Below are 16,131 nucleotides of genomic sequence, written 5' to 3' on the forward strand. Positions count from 1 at the left end.
ATGGATTGTTTTTAAATGGTTTGTAAGTATAATTCCTGAAGGTCGGCTGCAGTGATGTTGCTGGCTTTAAGTGTATGGATCAATTCGCCTTGTTTCATAATGCCAATGTGCGAACCTACATTTACCGCATTAAAAATATCGTGCGTAGCCATCAGAATTGATTTGCCCTCGGTTGCTAATTGTTTAACCAGCTGGGTAAATTCTGCGGTGGCTTTTGGGTCTAATCCACTGGTTGGCTCATCCATTAAAATAATCTTTGCGTTTTTGGCCAGTGCAATAGCGATACCCACTTTTTGGCGCATGCCTTTACTAAAGCCCGATAAATGTTTGTGGTGGGCAGCTTCCTGTAAACCACATTGCTTTAAAAAACCGATCAAGCTTGAAGTACCATAGTTAAACCCTGCCAGTTTAGAAAAGTAATCAAGATTTTCGATCGCCGAAAGATTGCTGTAAAGCATAACCACCTCCGGAATGTAGGCCAGATGTTTCCGTCGTTCGTCATCGTGCGCAGAGATTGCTTCATTGTCGATTAAGATTTTTCCGCTACTCGGCTCAATGAAACCTAAAAATAAATTGATAGTAGTGGTTTTTCCGGCACCGTTTTGGCCCAGCAGGCAAAATACTTCGCCAGGGTTAACGGTTAAATTAAGCTGATTTAAGGCCCGGTAAGATTGATAATTTTTGGATAATGAAATGGCTTGAAGCATAATAAAATATTGGCGCATACCAAACAGGCATGTGCGTTAAACAGAGTAATTTGAAGGTTATGAAAAAGAAACTTCTTGTATAAAGATTAAGCCATTAGGCTAGGTGGACCTTTATTGGCGCAGCATAGGGTGTAAGCAACAGGATGCCTCATGAGGTAAACGCAAGGTTTAATGGTTGGTTTAACTACAGGTAAAGCAAATGCAATAGGAGCAGGAAGATCGAAAAATTGCGATCGGTGTTTCAATACCTCGCACAATTTACATTTTAGCTTTGCTGAACTCAATTGTTTAAGCAGGTGCGCCTCACTATAGGTTTGCTTGCCGTAACCGGTTTTTTCGGCACCATGATGGTGCAGGCTTTCTATCAGCGTTGCATTAAGAAATACCGCCAATAGCAATACCGCCCATATGCGGGCAAAAATTTCTTTACGGTATGTGTACACTGAATATTTCAATGCAACAAAGTTACATTTAAAAAGTTATAAATCAAGTGCTGTGTTGTTCTGTTATTGCTGTCCTTCGACAAGCTACCATTGACGTTATTTCATAAACAGCTATTAATCAATATTTTAGCCGTTGTCGCATTTCCATCCAGCTAGGCCATAGCACGGTATCCCCGTTCTACTTAAATCCGGCCTAACAAATTTTTCGGGCTCCGCCGACCCAGCCAACCCACTAGCTTTGAAAGAAAAATTTTCAGCCGGTGTTTTTTGTTTCTTTTTGACAGCAAAAAGAAAGAGCCCCATCGGCGGCGGCGAGCCGAGGCAAGGATGAGCCTCTGGGCAAAAAAAGATATGCGTCATTCATATTGATTTTTATACAATAAATTATCCCTCAGGATGACACATCGACTTTTTACTCCGAACTCCGTACTAACCCCAATAATTCTTACCTTTATTTCAAGCTATGGATCCTAAAGAAATACTAAAAGCGCATATTTTAAAAACCGCTACTTTAACCGACAAAGAGTTCGATTATTTATTTTCCCATTTCAAGTTAAAGTCTTTTAAAAAAGGGCAGGCCATCATTAGCGAGGGAGATAAGGTAGATCACGAATATTTTGTTATCTCGGGCTGTTTAAAAGCTTTTTTTATCAACGATGAAATCAAGATGTATATTCTGCAGTTTGCGATGCCTACCTGGTGGACTTCTGATTATGGCGCCCTATACAACCACACTCGCGCAACCATAAGCGTAGATTGCATTAGTAATGCAGAAGTATTATGTCTTTCTAACGATGACCGCGAAAAAATCTGTGGTGAAATCCATCAGGCTGAACATTTTTTCCGGTGGCGAACAAACAGGGGCTACCTGGCTTCGCAGAAAAGGCTGTTGTCGTTTATGAATAACGATACCAAAGCCCGCTACGAGGAACTTTTGGCTATGTATCCTCAACTCTATAATCTCGTGCCCAAACATTTAATCGCAGCCTATTTGGGTGTTTCCAGAGAAACCCTGAGCAGACTTTACAACGGACAAAAATAACGCTTGCAGAATGTGATGTACATCACCTAAGCCCTGTAAAAATCCTCCTTTACTTTGTGTTGTCAAATCACTAACGATTGATAAAACAAAGAAATGGAAACTACAAAATTTGAAATTGTAAGCGCTCAAAGCAGCATCAACTGGACTGGTAAAAAAGTTACCGGCGCACACAACGGAACCATCACGATTAAATCGGGTTCACTAAGCTTAAACGATGGTAAACTCAGCAACGGGAACTTTATTATCGATACCACCTCTATAGTAATATTAGATGTTACCGACCCTGCAACCAATGCACAATTCGCCGGACATTTATTTTCTGAAGATTTTTTCGCAACCGATCAATTCCCTGAAGCCACATTTGTCATTACAGCTGTTGATCAAACCAATGAAGACAATACCGTAATTACTGGCGATTTAACCATCAAAGGCATTACACATGCTGTAATTTTTGCGGCAGATGTTGTGGTTAATGGCAATACCTTAACAGCTTCTGGCAAAATCTTTATCGACCGTACGAAGTACAACATGAAATTCAGATCAGGTAACTTTTTCACCAACCTTGGCGATAACCTGATCTACAATGAATTTGAACTTGATGTAAAATTAACCGCATCATTAACTATTTAATCGAACAGCCATGCCATACGTAAAAATAGAAGTAACCCGTGAAGGTGTTACACGAGAACAAAAACAGACCTTAATTAGTGGAATAACCAAACTGATTACCGAAGTATTGGATAAAGATCCAAAGCTTACCCATGTAGTAATTCAAGAGATCGAATTGGATGATTGGGGCTATGCAGGCGAACAGGTATCGGTATTACGCGAAAAAGGGATAACAGCAAACAATAAATAACCAAGTAATAATCAAATTATGAAAACACTAACCGTAATTATAACAGGCGCATCAACAGGTATTGGTCGCGCCATTGCAGCTTTATTTTTGAAACAGGGTCACAATGTGGTGATCAACGCTGCAAATGAAAACAATTTAATAACTGCTTTCAATGAATTAGGCTCGCACCACCAATTGGCGATGGTAGCTGGCGATATCAGCAACATAAACACAGGTAAACGATTGGTAGAAACTGCCGTAGCGCGTTTTGGTGCTGTAGATGTGCTGGTCAATAATGCCGGTATTTTTGAACCAAAGCCTTTTTTAGCCGTAGATGAAGCACATCTGGACAAATTTTTGAATATCAATTTAAAAGGCACATTTTTCACTACTCAGGCAGCCATCACGCAGATGTTGAAACAAGATGGTGGTGCTATTATTAATATCGGAACTGTATTGGTAGATCATGCCATTGGAGGTTTTCCTGCAACGGCACCCATTTCAAGTAAAGGTGGCATCCATGCTTTAACTAAACAACTGGCTGCAGAGTTCGGCAAAAACAACATCCGGGTAAATGGCATCGCTCCTGGGATTATTAGAAGTCCTTTGCAGGCCAAAAATGGCATTAGTGATGCAGATGCGTTTGCGGGTTTACATTTATTAAACCGTATTGGCGAAACAGAAGATGTTGCTCAACTCGCCCTGTACCTGGCAGAAAGTAATTTTGTAACGGGCGAAATCATCAATTTAGATGGGGGCCATGTAGCGGGGCATCATATTGGCTAAGGATAAAAAAATTAAAACAAAAACCAGGTATGCAAAGGGAAATAATTAGCCCCGGGCATACCTTAAAATTAAAACCATGAATAATTACACTGAAAACGCAAATGCAATAGCAGAAGTACTGTCATCTTATTTTAAGGGAGTTTTTAATGGAGATACAGTACTGCTCAGAAAAATATTTCACCCACAGTCTATATTGGCTGGTGATGTAAATGGCCTTCCATACTTTAAAACACTGGATGAATATTTAGAAGGTGTAAGTAAGCGCAAAAGTCCGCAGGAACTCAATGAAACATTCCGCATGGAAATATTGTCTATAGAAATTATCAATTCTATTGCAATTGCCAAAGTTCATCTGCCTATTTTTGATTTTAATTATTATGATCTTTTATCTTTAAGTAAAACTGATCAGGGTTGGATGATTGTGAATAAATTATTGACCAACGTAAAAATTTACTAAGATGTGGAACAGAACTAAAATAACCGAACTTTTAAAAATCGAGTACCCGATTTTATTAGGCCCAATGGGCGGTGGATTTTCAACACCTGAGCTTTTAGCAGCCGTATCAAACGCTGGTGGTTTGGGCAGCATCGGCGCATATACCTTAAGTCCTGAAGAAATTATCGAAACCGATAAAATTGTAAGAACAAAAACAGATAAACCTTACAACATCAACCTTTTGGTAAATGATGTAGATGAGCGTTTACTTAATTATCCATCAGAAAAAATAGCGGAAATTAAACTATTATTCAAACCTTTTTTCGACGAGTTAAGTATTCCCTTGCCAGATCTTGATGCCAATATTCCTTCAAAATTTTTGAAACAGGTTGAAGCCGTTTTTGAACTGAAACCTGCAGTATTTAGTTTTATATTCGGCATACCCTCAAAAGAAATATTAAACGAAGCAAGAAAGTTAGGCATTAAAACAGTGGGGGCAGCAACCACATTAGACGAAGCTTTGGCACTCGAAGAAGCCCGGGTTGATGCTATTGTGGCAACAGGGTTTGAAGCGGGCGGACATCGTCCTTCATTCCTTAAACCAGCAGATGAATCGCTAACAGGAACTTTTGCATTGATCCAACAGGTAAAAGCGAAAACAAAAATACCTATAATTGCTGCCGGTGGTATTGCCGATGCGAAAGGTATAAGGGCAGCATTAACGCTTGGTGCAGATGCAGTTCAAATGGGTACCGCCTTTTTAGTAACCGACGAATCTAATGCAACGCCAATGCACAAGGCAAAACTTTTCTCTGAAGAATCAAAAAATACGGTACTTTCTAAATCATTAACAGGGCGAATGGGCCGGATGATTGCTAACCGGATATCCGGTGCTATCCGTTATGAAACTGAGGTATTGCCCTTTCCATTGCAAACCCGGTTAATGGGGCCGTTAAGAGCCGCCGCCATTGAACAGGGCAAAACAGATATGTACAATTTTTGGTCAGGGCAAAACGCGGTAAACTTAAAATATACTTCTGCCAAAGAATTAATGGAGGCGTTAATTAGAGAGATGAGTTAGGGCCTTGGGGATTGGTTAACTGTCCCTAATGCGCAGACATTAAAGCAATGCATTTCTAGTTTTTCCTTATATTAAATCTTAATTTTTTTAACTTCTTAATGATTAAAAAACCAGTTTGCATTTCCGTGTTTCCTAACTTTCGTGGCTAACAATTTGATTCGTGATAGGACATTTGATCATTAGTTATTGAATATTGATCATTAGCTTATAAATTCTTAATTTCCTTAAATTCTTAAGGATTAAAAATCCCGGTTGCATTTCCGTGTTTCCGGGCTTCCGTGGCTAATAATCTCATCTACCTAGATTCCTGACTTTGCCCTCTTCGCGACTTAGTGGTGAAAGTCTAATTTCTTCAATAACTCACTGCTCCTGTCTCTTCAATAATGCAACATTTATGCTGCTTTGCGAAAAATATGTAAATTGAACCGTTATTTTTTTGCTTAGTATTGCAAAGATATTCCTTATACTAATGAAACCTGATGATTTACAACTATGGCCTGATAGTTTGCTTGTTAGCGATATGCAAAGCAATGATCGGTCTGCGTTCGAAAAAATTTACAACAGGTATTGGAGCAAGTTATATTTATCAGCCTATTATATTTTACGCAACAGGGAGGCCGCTGAAGATATTATACAAGAAATATTTGTGAGCCTTTGGTTAAAACGGGAGTATACCTTAGTCGATAATCTCAATAATTATCTGTTTACTTCAGTTCGTTTTCAGGTATTTAAAGCCATTAGAGATGGGAAATTGCGCACCGATTTACTTCATGATACCGACCTTTTGGTGAGTCCGCATAATGCCGAAAATGCTTTTGCTGAAAAAGAGATCGCGCAACGTTTAGATGAGAGTATTGAGCTGCTGCCTCAAAAATGTAAAGAAATTTTTATCCTGAGCAGAAAAGAGCACCTTAGTGTAAAAGAAATAGCCGACCGGTTAAACCTTTCACCAAAAACGGTAGAAAACCAGATTACCATTGCATTACGCCGCCTGCGTACCGACATGGGCGAATTCTTATTTTGGGCCATTTTATTACTGGCTGGCATTTGGGATAAATAAATCAGTACTTATTCTCTCCTGCAGATTTCAATCAGATTGTTTACAATCACTTAACTTTGTTTAATTTTAAATAACTGTTTTATAGCTTGTTATGCGAAATTTAAAATTTCTTTTGGGGGGTATACTTCGTTTTGGGTACATACACCAAACCACAAGCAATTGAAAAAAACAGAATTAACAAGTTTAACAGAAAAATACATAGCCGGTACTGCCAGTGGAGAAGAGCGTCTTAAATTAGAATCTTGGTACAATAATCAATTGAACCAAAATACTTTGGCAGGAGAAAAACAGATTGATGAAGAGGAGCAAGTTGAAGTTGGCGAAAAGATTTTTAGTAAGATTAATCAACAAATAGATCAGCAAGAGAAAAAACGGCCAGGCAGGTATTTTTATCGTTTAGCTGTTGCCGCCTCATTAATTGCCGTTTTAGGATTTGGTTGGTTTATGCTAAGTGAACGTACCAATCTTAAAAAAATAAATAAATCAGCCAGCTTAATCAAACCCGGCGGTAACAAAGCCTTTTTAACACTTGCCGATGGAACTAAAATTAATTTAGATCAGGCGTTAAATGGTACAATAGCCAAACAGGAGGGAATTCAGATTACCAAAATAGCTGATGGACAATTGGTTTATACCATGCTGGAAAATAGATCAGTGCTAGCTAAACCAGGTTTTAACACCGTCAGTACACCAGCTGGCGGTCAGTATCAGGTTACCCTGCCCGATGGAACCAAAGTTTGGTTAAACGCCCTATCATCATTAAAATACCCTATCGCTTTTACAGGCAAGTATAGAATAGTCGAGCTTACTGGTGAAGGCTATTTTGAAGTAGCTAAGAATAAAAACAAGCCTTTCAAACTTAAAACATCAAAACAGGAAATAAGCGTTTTGGGTACCCATTTTAATGTGAGTGCCTATGCAGATGATGCCGAAATTAAAACAACCCTGGTAGAAGGTGGGGTAGCCGTTAAAAACTTTAATCCACAGGCCACAGGTTTGCTAAAACCAGGGCAACAGGCTGTTTTTCACGGTACAGGTTTCAAAGTGAGCAATGTTGATGTAGAAGAATATATCGCCTGGAAAAATGGCTTTTTTATGTTCAATAATGAAGGAATTAAAGAAGCTATGCAAAAATTGGCCAGGTGGTACGACGTTGATATCGAATATGTTGGTGATTTTGAAGGGATTTATTTCGGAGGATCTTTTTCCAAACACAACAACCTGCAGGAAACCTTAAAAATATTAGAATCTACTGATAAGTTTAAATTTAAAATAGAAGGAAGGAGGATTAAAATTTTAAAATAACACCTGAAATTTTAATCTAAAAAACGGATTTCGAGTGCAATCGAAACCCGTTTAAAGTTTTAGATTAAAATTGTCCCAACAAATAACCAAATAGTTAAAACATTGTAAATGTAATAGCAACTGCTATAGGCATTTAACTCAACCTAAAACCTAACAAATGTATGAAAATTTACGATTTTAATTTATATGGTACAAGCCGTATAAAGAATAAAATTCTGTTATCTATGAAGCTAACCATCTTATTGCTTTTTGTAGCCTTTTTACACGTTAATGCGGGCAGTTTTGCGCAAAAGAATATTACGCTTAACGAAAAAAATGCGTCTTTGCAAAAAGTGCTTAAAGCAATAAAAAATCAAAGTGGCTATAATGTATTTTTTATCCAGAGCGATTTAAAAAAGGCAAATACAGTAAGTATTGATATAAAAGATATGCCCCTGGCCGAAGCTTTAAACCAATGTTTTAAAAATCAGCCCCTAACTTATTCCATCCAGGCCAATACCATTGTGGTTAAAGAGCGGCCTGCAAACATTGTTCCTGCCAATAAGCCAGAACAAAGCGCACCTGTAAACAAGGTTATCGATGTGATTGGTACTATTTTAGACGAAATTGGCAAAGGCATACCTGGCGCCAGCATTAAAGTAAAAGGAAAAGAGCAAGGTACGATGAGCGATGAAGGCGGAAACTTTAAACTGACTGGTGTGGCCGATGATGCCATTTTAATAATCTCTTATTTAGGTTATCAAACCAAAGAGGTAAAAGCATCAGCAACAGTAAAAGTTACTTTGGTAGCGCAAAGCAACGATTTAAATGAGGTGGTAGTTGTGGCTTATGGTACACAGAAAAAATCGAGCTTGACCGGAGCTATTGCAACCATTACCCCTAAACAATTAAAAGAACGACCTGTAACCTCAATACAAAATGCCTTACAAGGTATTTCTCCAGGCTTAACCATTTTGCAACGCCCTGGTGATGTAAGTGCAAGCGCAACAGGAGGTACTGCTGTTAATATTAGGGGCAGAAGCAGCCTAGCAGGGGCAGGTACTCCACTATATATTATTGATGGTATTCCGGCCAGCTCGCAAGAATTCGCCACACTTAATCCAAATGATATTTCGGGCATGTCAGTACTAAAAGATGCATCTTCTGCAGCTTTATATGGCTCGAGAGCGGCTAACGGTGTAATTATGGTAACCACAAAACGTGGTGGTGGAGAAAAAGCAACCATCGAGTTCAATGCCAATTACGGCTGGCAATCGCCCACTCGTATCGCGAAGTATTTAGGATCAGTAGATTATGCAACACTTTACAACGAGGCACTCACCAATGTTGGCCGTAGCCCAATGTACACGCCAGCTCAGATAGAGTTGTACAGAAATGGTTCTCAGCCAGATTTATATCCGAATACAGATTGGTATAAAGAAGTTTTAAGACCTAGTGCACCACAGGCCGATGTGAATTTAAACATCAATGCACCCGGTAAAATAACCAGTAGTTATTTGGGTTTAAATTATTTAACTCAAGAATCGTTAATTCCGAATAAAGACCAGGACCGTTTTAATGCAAAACTAAATACCGAAACCAAGGTTATCGAGAATATACTAAAGATAGGTACCAATATCTCTTTCATTAACCAGGCTTTTGATCGTTTGGGTAATTTATCATGGACAGAGTTAAACCGTTCTCTACCAACTACTGTTTTCCGCCAGAGCAATGGCCAATGGGGCTCGGTAAACAATGGTACTGTAGCCAGTAGCTCAATTCCATATCGTAACCAGGCCCGCATGATAGCCGAATCGTCGAAAGGCAGTAACCGGAACAATTTGCTGCAAACCGCTGCAAATGCTACGTTAACACCTTTAAAAGGTTTATCAATAAATGGATTGGTTTCGTTAAAGTTTACCAACAACAACAGCACGGCCTTTAACAATACCATGACACCGATTAATAACTTTTTAACCGGTAATCCTATTGCACTGCCTGCCGGGCAAGGCACACAGAATGATTTAAGAGAGTACTGGTCTAAAAGAAAAGAATTGTTAATACAAGGTACAGCAGATTACGAGCGTACATTTGGTAAACATTATGGTAAGCTAACTGTGGGTGCATCGCAAGAAAGCAATGTACTTAGAAGCGCATTTCTTGGTAGAAGAAACTTCCCTAATAACGATTTAAGTACCATTATCAATGGTTCTGGTAATGGAGAAGATATTTTATCAGATAACAATGGAGATGATATTATTGGCGGAGTTTTTGGCTTAGCCAACAGAACTGCTGCAGAAGAGTGGTCAATGCGATCGATGTTTGGCCGTTTTAACTATGCTTTTAACGATAAGTACCTGTTAGAGGTTAATGCCCGTATCGATTATTCTTCACGTTTCCGCGAAGATGTACGTAGAGCCTTCTTCCCATCGTTTTCTGCAGGATGGGTAGTTTCTAAAGAAGACTTTATGAAAAATATCAGCTGGGTTGATAATTTAAAAATCCGTGGTTCTTATGGTTCGTTAGGTAATCAGGATGTGGTTTCTGTAGGTAACTATTTTAACAGATTAAACGCTGGCTTTCAGTATAGTTTTGAAGGTACAGCACAAGATGGAATCTGGCAGGCTGATGGATCATGGCCAACCACTACCTGGGAAAAAGTATACATGACCGATTTTGGTGTAGACATGACTTTGTTAAAAGGTAAACTAGACATTACCGTAGATTACTACATTAAGGATACCAAAGATTTGTTATTACGTAATGCAGCCCTTAGAACCTATCCGTTAACGGTGCCTTTTACCAATTCGGCAAGTACCCGCAATACTGGTGTAGAGTTAGCCATAAACCATAACAACAGAATCGGAAAAGATTTTACTTTTAGCATCGGTGGTAACTTATCGTTGATCAAAAGCAAAATCACCAAAATTGGAGACAATAATAACGATCGATTTGATGGTCAGTATATCCAAAGGGTTGGCGAATCACTTGGGTCTTTTTACGGTTATATTGCTGACGGTCTTTTTGTTAGCAATGAAGAGGTTGCTTCGCATGCTTTTCAGGATGCACGTACCAGAGCCGGAGATATTAAATACAGAGATATTAATGGTGATAATGTAATTAATGCTGCCGACCGTACCATCATTGGTAACGATGTGCCTTTTGTAAACTATGGCTTTAATTTAAGCGCAGCTTATAAAGGTTTCGATTTTAATATTCTTACCTATGGTGTAGCCAAAGTAAAAACCTATTTAGGCCAGGAAGCTTCAGCACCCTTCTTTAACGGCGCAAATGCAAAGGTACAGTTATTAAACCGCTGGACACAAGAAAACCCTGATCCAAATGCCGATTTCCCGAGAACATTATTAACCGCAAATGCCGGACATAATATCGATCAACTTTCGTCATTCTATCTGTTTAGCGGTTCTTATTTCAGGGTAAGAGGTATCACTTTAGGCTATACTTTACCTCAAAACGCAGTGAAAAAAATCGGCTTGTCTAAACTAAGAATTTATGGCACAACCAATAATCCTTTCACTATTATGGCTGATAAGCGTTTGGGAGATTACGATCCTGAGTCTGCTTCGGGCCGCGGAGGTTACCCGGGTATTAAAACATGGTCGTTTGGTTTAAGTGCAGGATTATAAAAGATTTTAAAAATGAAAAAGATATATATAATTACAAGTGTACTCTTATTAAGTGTTATTGTTTCTTGTAAGAAAGACTTTTTAGAAAGACCACCTTTGAACCAGGTGTCGGAAGCTACCTTTTGGAAGAACGCCAATGATGTTTACTTAGCCGTTAACGGTGTATACAGTCAGTTACCCGGTGATGATATGGTTTATGATGATGCAGCTGCAGACAATGCCCATGCACAGTATCCCTGGGAGGGTTCGGCCACAGATGTATCATCGGGTAATGTAAACTCTACTTTAGATGCAGGTTGGGATTTTACAGCAATTGGCCGTGCCAATTATTTTTTAGATAACGCTGATAAAGTGACCGGCATGGATAAAACATTACTAGACCGATATAAGGCCGAGGTACGTTTTATTAGAGCAAATGCTTATTTCTGGTTAATTTGCAAGTTTGGTGACGTGCCATTATCGACTAAAACAGTTGAGCTTGGCAGAGAAAATATACCAAGAACACCAAAAGCAGAAGTATTAAAATTTGTGGTAGACGAGTTAGATGCCATCGCTAAAATTTTACCACAAAGTTATGCTGGAGGTAAGCCAAACGAAAAAGGTCGCATTACGAAAGGAGCAGCATTGGCTTTAAAAGCACGTGCCCACTTGTACGAAGGCCAGTGGCAATTAGCTGCTGACGCGGCAAGCCAGGTAATGACATTGGGTTACGATTTATTTAAAGTAACAGCCGAAGATGCCCTAAATGCCAAAGATAATTATAGCGCATGGGTCGATTTTGCAAATGCCGATGATGAGAAAAAATTCCGTGTAGGCCTCCGTAGTTATGAAGCTTTGTTTTACCAGGCAAATGAAGGCAATGTAGAAGTAATATTAGATAGACAGCGAATCCCGCAACAAGATGCTAATTTCTTAAATACCTTGTTGCCTTCGGGCGATCTGGGTGGTTGGGGCTCTATAGCACCAACACAAGAACTGGTAAACAGCTATCTAAGTTATAAAACAGGCGATTTAATTACACCGCCATCGCCAGCACAAAGAACTGCTTGGTATAAAGCGAAAGATCCGGCATTTAAAAATGAATTTAAAAACAGAGACCCGCGTTTTTACGCCAGTATTTTATTTGATGGAAACCCATGGAATGCCATCGAAGATGATTATTCATTTAAATGGACTGAAGGTGCAGGTAACACCTCCCTAACTGGTTACAGTGTGCGTAAAATGGTCGATCCTAAAATTTATAGAGATCAGATTGATAACCATGCCAACAATATTTTAATCCGTTATGCTGAGGTTTTATTAACCTATGCCGAAGCTAAGAACGAATTAACTGGTCCTGATGCAAGTGTATACGATGCTTTGGATAAAATCAGAACGCGTGCGGGTATGCCTGTAGTTGATCGGACTAAATATGCCACGCAGGAGACCTTAAGATCATTGATCAGAAACGAAAGACGTGTTGAATTGGCAATAGAAGGACAACGTTATATGGATGTCAGAAGATGGAAAATTGCTCCACAGGTAATGAAACCGATATACAGCATTGCTGATGCCGCAAAACCAATTCAAGAAAGAACCTGGACTGATAAATTATACTTAATGCCAATCCCGCAGGCACAGATAGATCTCTCTAAAGGGGTTTTAAAGCAAAACAGCGGATATTAGAAAATACACAACACACAATGAATAAATAATGATTAAGAGGGTGTCCAAAAAGTTTGGATACCCTCTTTAAATTAGATTTTATGGCACTAACAATAGATTTAAAAGGGAAAATAGCTTTGGTAACTGGTGTTACTTCGGGTATTGGGTTGGGGATTGCCAAAATGATGGCCAAAGCGGGCTGTACCGTGATAGGTTGTGCAGAACAAAGTGAAACGAGTGATGTTGCCCAACGGTTTTTAGCAGAAATGGAGTCTTTTGATGTACTTACAGACTATTTTAAAGCTGATATGGTGGTAACTGACGATATTGATGGTCTTGTATCAGATATCACCGGTGACTATGGACGATTGGATATTTTGGTTTCCAACGTTGGTCAGGATGTAATTACAGGTTTAGAAAATACTACCGAAAAAGACTGGCAGTTTAATTTGGATTTAAACCTTTCTGCGCATTGGCGTTTGGCCAAACGCTGCAAGTCGTTACTAGATGGAAATAATGGGATAATTATCGTAATGGCATCAAACCATGCTTTTGCCAGTATCTCCGGCTGTACGCCTTATAACATTGCCAAAACTACATTGACGGGTTTGGTGAGAAGTTTGGCTATAGAATCGGGCCCCGGTATTAGAACAATAGGTATTGCACCGGGCTTTATTGATACGTCGGGTAATCAGCAATGGTTTAATTCATTTATAAGATAGGGGTAATTTTTTAACACTAAGATGGGTATCTGGAATCCAGATGTGCTTTATAAAGCAGGTTTAATTTTAGGGAAAGATGCCCGCTGGCATGTGAATGGTGAAAATTCTTGTTTATCGATATCAAAGGCAAACTACTCGGTACCTGTAATCCGAGAAATGGTAAGTGGTAACCCAAAAATATCGGCAATGCCTGGTATGTCATTGGTCATTCTTGTTTGGTCATTGGTTTTTTTTAGTTAAAGGTTAACTTGAAACTGGAATCGGACTCCCGGCTAAAGACTTCGGACTAAGTGCTACTTCACCCGTACATTTTCTTCAGCTAACCTAACCGTTTCATTAATCCTTGTTGCTCTTGTTTCTGTTCTTTTGGCTTCTGATATCCATTTTAATATGGCTTTTTTTGAAGAACGGGGAAATTTATCCCAATGTGCTTGTGCTGATTTGTTGGCTTCAAATTCTTTTTTTAAATCATCGGGTACAATCAGATTTTCCACATCGTTCAGGGCATCCCACATGCCATTGGCTTTAGCTATTTCGATCGACTGTAGTCCCGCATGGCTCATCAATCCTTGCGCTATCATGTGTAAAGCCTTATTCTTGTTAATTGCGCTCCAATTGCTTTTAGGTTTCCTTTTGGAGAAAAATTGATAGCGGCTTTCTTCATCACGTTTCATTGTTAAACTATCAATCCAACCATAACAGAGGGCTTCATCAACTGCGTTGCTATGTGGTAAACTATTTGCTGATGCATCTTTTTTATAGATAATTAACCAAACAGATACTTCTTTTTCATGGTTTTCGGCGAGCCATTGGCGCCAATCGGCCTGGGTTTTGGCATAAAAAGCTTTAACGCCGTTTTTTATTTCTTCCATAAAAATATAGTATCGTTTTTTTGATGTTTAATCTTATCAAGGCAATTAATTTACCATTAATGTAATTGTTTTAATCGAGATTTATGGTGGTTAATCAATCTTTAATGAATATATGAATAGCTTATCTGCGCTCAACCCTAACTGTTTTATACCTGCGAGCTTTAGTTCTAATCGTTTTGTTGCTAAGATTAAATTAGGTAAATGCTTATTTGCTGCGGAAAATCCCTTTGGCAAAAAAATACAGGTAACTGTATATGTCAAACTAAAATTCAATTACCGAATTTGATAAGGGTCTTCCTTGCCTTACTTTAAGCCGTTCCTTGTATTGCCAGGGGTTATTGCCGAAGTTATCAAGGTTTGAATATCGACCTGCCTGAAAAAAGTTTTCAAACACATAAGGTAATCCTTCTGCATATAGGCGGTTATCTCGATCGGCTAAATGGAAATGGAGATGAGGGCCTGTAGATTGTCCGGTAAAGCCCAGCTGCGCAATTATATCACCTTTTTTAACTTTATCTCCAGGTTTAACTCGAATACTATTTGGCTTTAGGTGTTCATAGAAAGCATACTGCCCGTTAGCAATTTTTATGGAAATATAATTGCCGCTGGCTTGCTCGGGTGCAGGGCTTTTGTGCTGCGAAACAGTTGTTGATTCTTTAAAATCATTGAGTACCGAAGATACCGTACCATCCGCTACAGCAATTATTGCATTTTGATAGCCAAACCAGTTTTGGATAGAATCTGTATTTTTGGAGGCATATTTTCCTACACTGTCTACACGGATAAAATCAATGGCGAACCGGCCGGGAAGAAATTGCTTTCCCTTTTCTGAATAAAATACTCTTCTATGTCCCGAAACCCATGCCGGGTCGTAAATGGCTGTCCATAAACCTGCTTGCAGTGGTTTGCCCAATACGGTTGGTTTAGTAACTGTTGGATGTAATTCTGTTATGATAAATGCAGTTGTATTATTTTTAGTTCGGTGGTGAATCCAAAACTCAAGTTTGTTTACTATAGTTTCGGCTTTTAACACCTCGGTTTCGAGTTCTATGTAAATCAATCCCGAGCCGCCAGCAGGAATGATCAGATTTCTGTTTTTCTGATCGCTACTTTTTGTACGCTCGGCAAGTTTTGGCCCATTTAGGTTAAGGTATGACTTATTTTTTCCTGATATGTTCAATGTTTTTAGTTCAATAGTGTCTGTGCCAGCATTTTTTAATTGAAGTTCATAATAAAGGAAAAAATTTGTTCCGATTTTGGTCCACGACGGATTTTGGTGAATAGATAATGATATTTCTTCTTTATTTTGAGCAAAGAGGGGCTCAAAAAGTAGACCTAAACCAAGAAGAAAAGTGATTATTAATAACTGTTTAATCATGTTTTTGAATTTTATCAACTCCAGCGTAATTAGGTTCATTTGTTCATTTGCCATTAGTTCACTAGTCATTAATATAGTTCAAGGTTAATCGGTTAGATTGTATAACTGGTTAATCTCCTCTAAACTCCAAACTAACAATTGGTTCATTTTCATTCGTTCACTAGTCATTAGTACATTTCAATATTAATTGG

The 16,131-nt window shown here is 38.8% G+C and carries 16 protein-coding genes; 12 read left to right on the top strand and 4 right to left on the bottom strand.

The annotated features are described in order from the left end of the window. Positions 1-11 precede the first annotated feature (11 nt). The gene (locus tag LQ201_RS19355) at positions 12-707 is read right to left on the bottom strand and encodes an ABC transporter ATP-binding protein (protein WP_230144937.1); all 696 of its coding nucleotides are present in this window, start codon (positions 705-707) and stop codon (positions 12-14) included. An 86-nt stretch (positions 708-793) separates the two neighbouring features. Then, entirely contained in the window at positions 794-1,162 is a 369-nt protein-coding gene (locus tag LQ201_RS19360) for a hypothetical protein (protein ID WP_230146669.1), read from the bottom strand. A 451-nt stretch (positions 1,163-1,613) separates the two neighbouring features. On the opposite strand from LQ201_RS19360, the gene LQ201_RS19365 reads away from it, so the two are divergent. The 12 genes from LQ201_RS19365 (at position 1,614) to LQ201_RS19420 (ending at position 13,930) form a co-directional block, all read left to right on the top strand. After that, positions 1,614-2,192: a Crp/Fnr family transcriptional regulator gene (locus LQ201_RS19365; RefSeq protein WP_230144939.1), complete on the top strand. Its 579-nt coding sequence runs from the start codon at positions 1,614-1,616 to the stop codon at positions 2,190-2,192. A gap of 93 nt (positions 2,193-2,285) precedes the next feature. Then, on the top strand, positions 2,286-2,822 hold the full coding sequence (locus LQ201_RS19370; RefSeq protein WP_230144940.1) for a YceI family protein: 537 nt from the start codon (positions 2,286-2,288) through the stop codon (positions 2,820-2,822). Between the two features lie 10 nt (positions 2,823-2,832). Next, positions 2,833-3,051: a 4-oxalocrotonate tautomerase family protein gene (locus tag LQ201_RS19375; RefSeq protein WP_131531439.1), complete on the top strand. Its 219-nt coding sequence runs from the start codon at positions 2,833-2,835 to the stop codon at positions 3,049-3,051. A gap of 18 nt (positions 3,052-3,069) precedes the next feature. Then, positions 3,070-3,816, top strand: a complete 747-nt coding sequence (locus tag LQ201_RS19380; RefSeq protein WP_230144941.1) for an SDR family NAD(P)-dependent oxidoreductase — start codon at positions 3,070-3,072, stop codon at positions 3,814-3,816. 76 nt (positions 3,817-3,892) lie between these two features. Further along, positions 3,893-4,273 (top strand): nuclear transport factor 2 family protein, encoded by a 381-nt coding sequence (locus LQ201_RS19385; RefSeq protein WP_230144942.1) that lies wholly within the window; start codon positions 3,893-3,895, stop codon positions 4,271-4,273. A 1-nt stretch (position 4,274) separates the two neighbouring features. Continuing rightward, the gene (locus tag LQ201_RS19390) at positions 4,275-5,333 is read left to right on the top strand and encodes a nitronate monooxygenase family protein (protein WP_230144943.1); all 1,059 of its coding nucleotides are present in this window, start codon (positions 4,275-4,277) and stop codon (positions 5,331-5,333) included. Positions 5,334-5,802: 469 nt separating this feature from the next. Then, positions 5,803-6,393, top strand: a complete 591-nt coding sequence (locus LQ201_RS19395) for an RNA polymerase sigma-70 factor (RefSeq protein WP_230144944.1) — start codon at positions 5,803-5,805, stop codon at positions 6,391-6,393. 159 nt (positions 6,394-6,552) lie between these two features. Beyond that, positions 6,553-7,698 carry a FecR family protein gene (locus LQ201_RS19400; RefSeq protein WP_230144945.1) on the top strand — a complete coding sequence of 382 codons (1,146 nt, stop codon included), beginning with the start codon at positions 6,553-6,555 and terminating at the stop codon, positions 7,696-7,698. Between the two features lie 161 nt (positions 7,699-7,859). Then, the gene (locus LQ201_RS19405; RefSeq protein ID WP_230146670.1) at positions 7,860-11,324 is read left to right on the top strand and encodes a TonB-dependent receptor; all 3,465 of its coding nucleotides are present in this window, start codon (positions 7,860-7,862) and stop codon (positions 11,322-11,324) included. Between the two features lie 12 nt (positions 11,325-11,336). After that, entirely contained in the window at positions 11,337-12,989 is a 1,653-nt protein-coding gene (locus LQ201_RS19410) for a RagB/SusD family nutrient uptake outer membrane protein (RefSeq protein WP_230144947.1), read from the top strand. Positions 12,990-13,069: 80 nt separating this feature from the next. Then, positions 13,070-13,690, top strand: coding sequence for an SDR family NAD(P)-dependent oxidoreductase (locus tag LQ201_RS19415; protein WP_230144948.1), 621 nt, complete (start codon positions 13,070-13,072; stop codon positions 13,688-13,690). Positions 13,691-13,711: 21 nt separating this feature from the next. Beyond that, positions 13,712-13,930: a hypothetical protein gene (locus LQ201_RS19420; protein ID WP_230144949.1), complete on the top strand. Its 219-nt coding sequence runs from the start codon at positions 13,712-13,714 to the stop codon at positions 13,928-13,930. 53 nt (positions 13,931-13,983) lie between these two features. On the opposite strand, the gene LQ201_RS19425 is transcribed toward LQ201_RS19420, so the two are convergent. After that, positions 13,984-14,562: a YdeI family protein gene (locus tag LQ201_RS19425; protein WP_230144950.1), complete on the bottom strand. Its 579-nt coding sequence runs from the start codon at positions 14,560-14,562 to the stop codon at positions 13,984-13,986. A 262-nt stretch (positions 14,563-14,824) separates the two neighbouring features. After that, on the bottom strand, positions 14,825-16,009 hold the full coding sequence (locus tag LQ201_RS19430) for a M23 family metallopeptidase (protein ID WP_230144951.1): 1,185 nt from the start codon (positions 16,007-16,009) through the stop codon (positions 14,825-14,827). Between the last annotated feature and the right edge of the window lie 122 nt (positions 16,010-16,131).

This window comes from Pedobacter sp. Bi126, assembly GCF_918698245.1.
Taxonomy (GTDB): Bacteria; Bacteroidota; Bacteroidia; order Sphingobacteriales; family Sphingobacteriaceae; genus Pedobacter.

What these genes read in the sequence shown, in the direction of transcription:
- LQ201_RS19370 (WP_230144940.1), top strand. Translation starts at nt 2,286, where the DNA reads ATGGAAACTACAAAATTTGAAATTGTAAGCGCTCAAAGCAGCATCAAC.
- LQ201_RS19410 (WP_230144947.1), top strand. Translation starts at nt 11,337, where the DNA reads ATGAAAAAGATATATATAATTACAAGTGTACTCTTATTAAGTGTTATT.
- LQ201_RS19385 (WP_230144942.1), top strand. Translation starts at nt 3,893, where the DNA reads ATGAATAATTACACTGAAAACGCAAATGCAATAGCAGAAGTACTGTCA.
- LQ201_RS19375 (WP_131531439.1), top strand. Translation starts at nt 2,833, where the DNA reads ATGCCATACGTAAAAATAGAAGTAACCCGTGAAGGTGTTACACGAGAA.
- LQ201_RS19355 (WP_230144937.1), bottom strand. Translation starts at nt 707, where the DNA reads ATGCTTCAAGCCATTTCATTATCCAAAAATTATCAATCTTACCGGGCC.
- LQ201_RS19405 (WP_230146670.1), top strand. Translation starts at nt 7,860, where the DNA reads ATGAAAATTTACGATTTTAATTTATATGGTACAAGCCGTATAAAGAAT.
- LQ201_RS19390 (WP_230144943.1), top strand. Translation starts at nt 4,275, where the DNA reads ATGTGGAACAGAACTAAAATAACCGAACTTTTAAAAATCGAGTACCCG.
- LQ201_RS19425 (WP_230144950.1), bottom strand. Translation starts at nt 14,562, where the DNA reads ATGGAAGAAATAAAAAACGGCGTTAAAGCTTTTTATGCCAAAACCCAG.
- LQ201_RS19365 (WP_230144939.1), top strand. Translation starts at nt 1,614, where the DNA reads ATGGATCCTAAAGAAATACTAAAAGCGCATATTTTAAAAACCGCTACT.
- LQ201_RS19415 (WP_230144948.1), top strand. Translation starts at nt 13,070, where the DNA reads ATGGCACTAACAATAGATTTAAAAGGGAAAATAGCTTTGGTAACTGGT.
- LQ201_RS19395 (WP_230144944.1), top strand. Translation starts at nt 5,803, where the DNA reads ATGAAACCTGATGATTTACAACTATGGCCTGATAGTTTGCTTGTTAGC.
- LQ201_RS19430 (WP_230144951.1), bottom strand. Translation starts at nt 16,009, where the DNA reads ATGACTAGTGAACTAATGGCAAATGAACAAATGAACCTAATTACGCTG.
- LQ201_RS19380 (WP_230144941.1), top strand. Translation starts at nt 3,070, where the DNA reads ATGAAAACACTAACCGTAATTATAACAGGCGCATCAACAGGTATTGGT.
- LQ201_RS19420 (WP_230144949.1), top strand. Translation starts at nt 13,712, where the DNA reads ATGGGTATCTGGAATCCAGATGTGCTTTATAAAGCAGGTTTAATTTTA.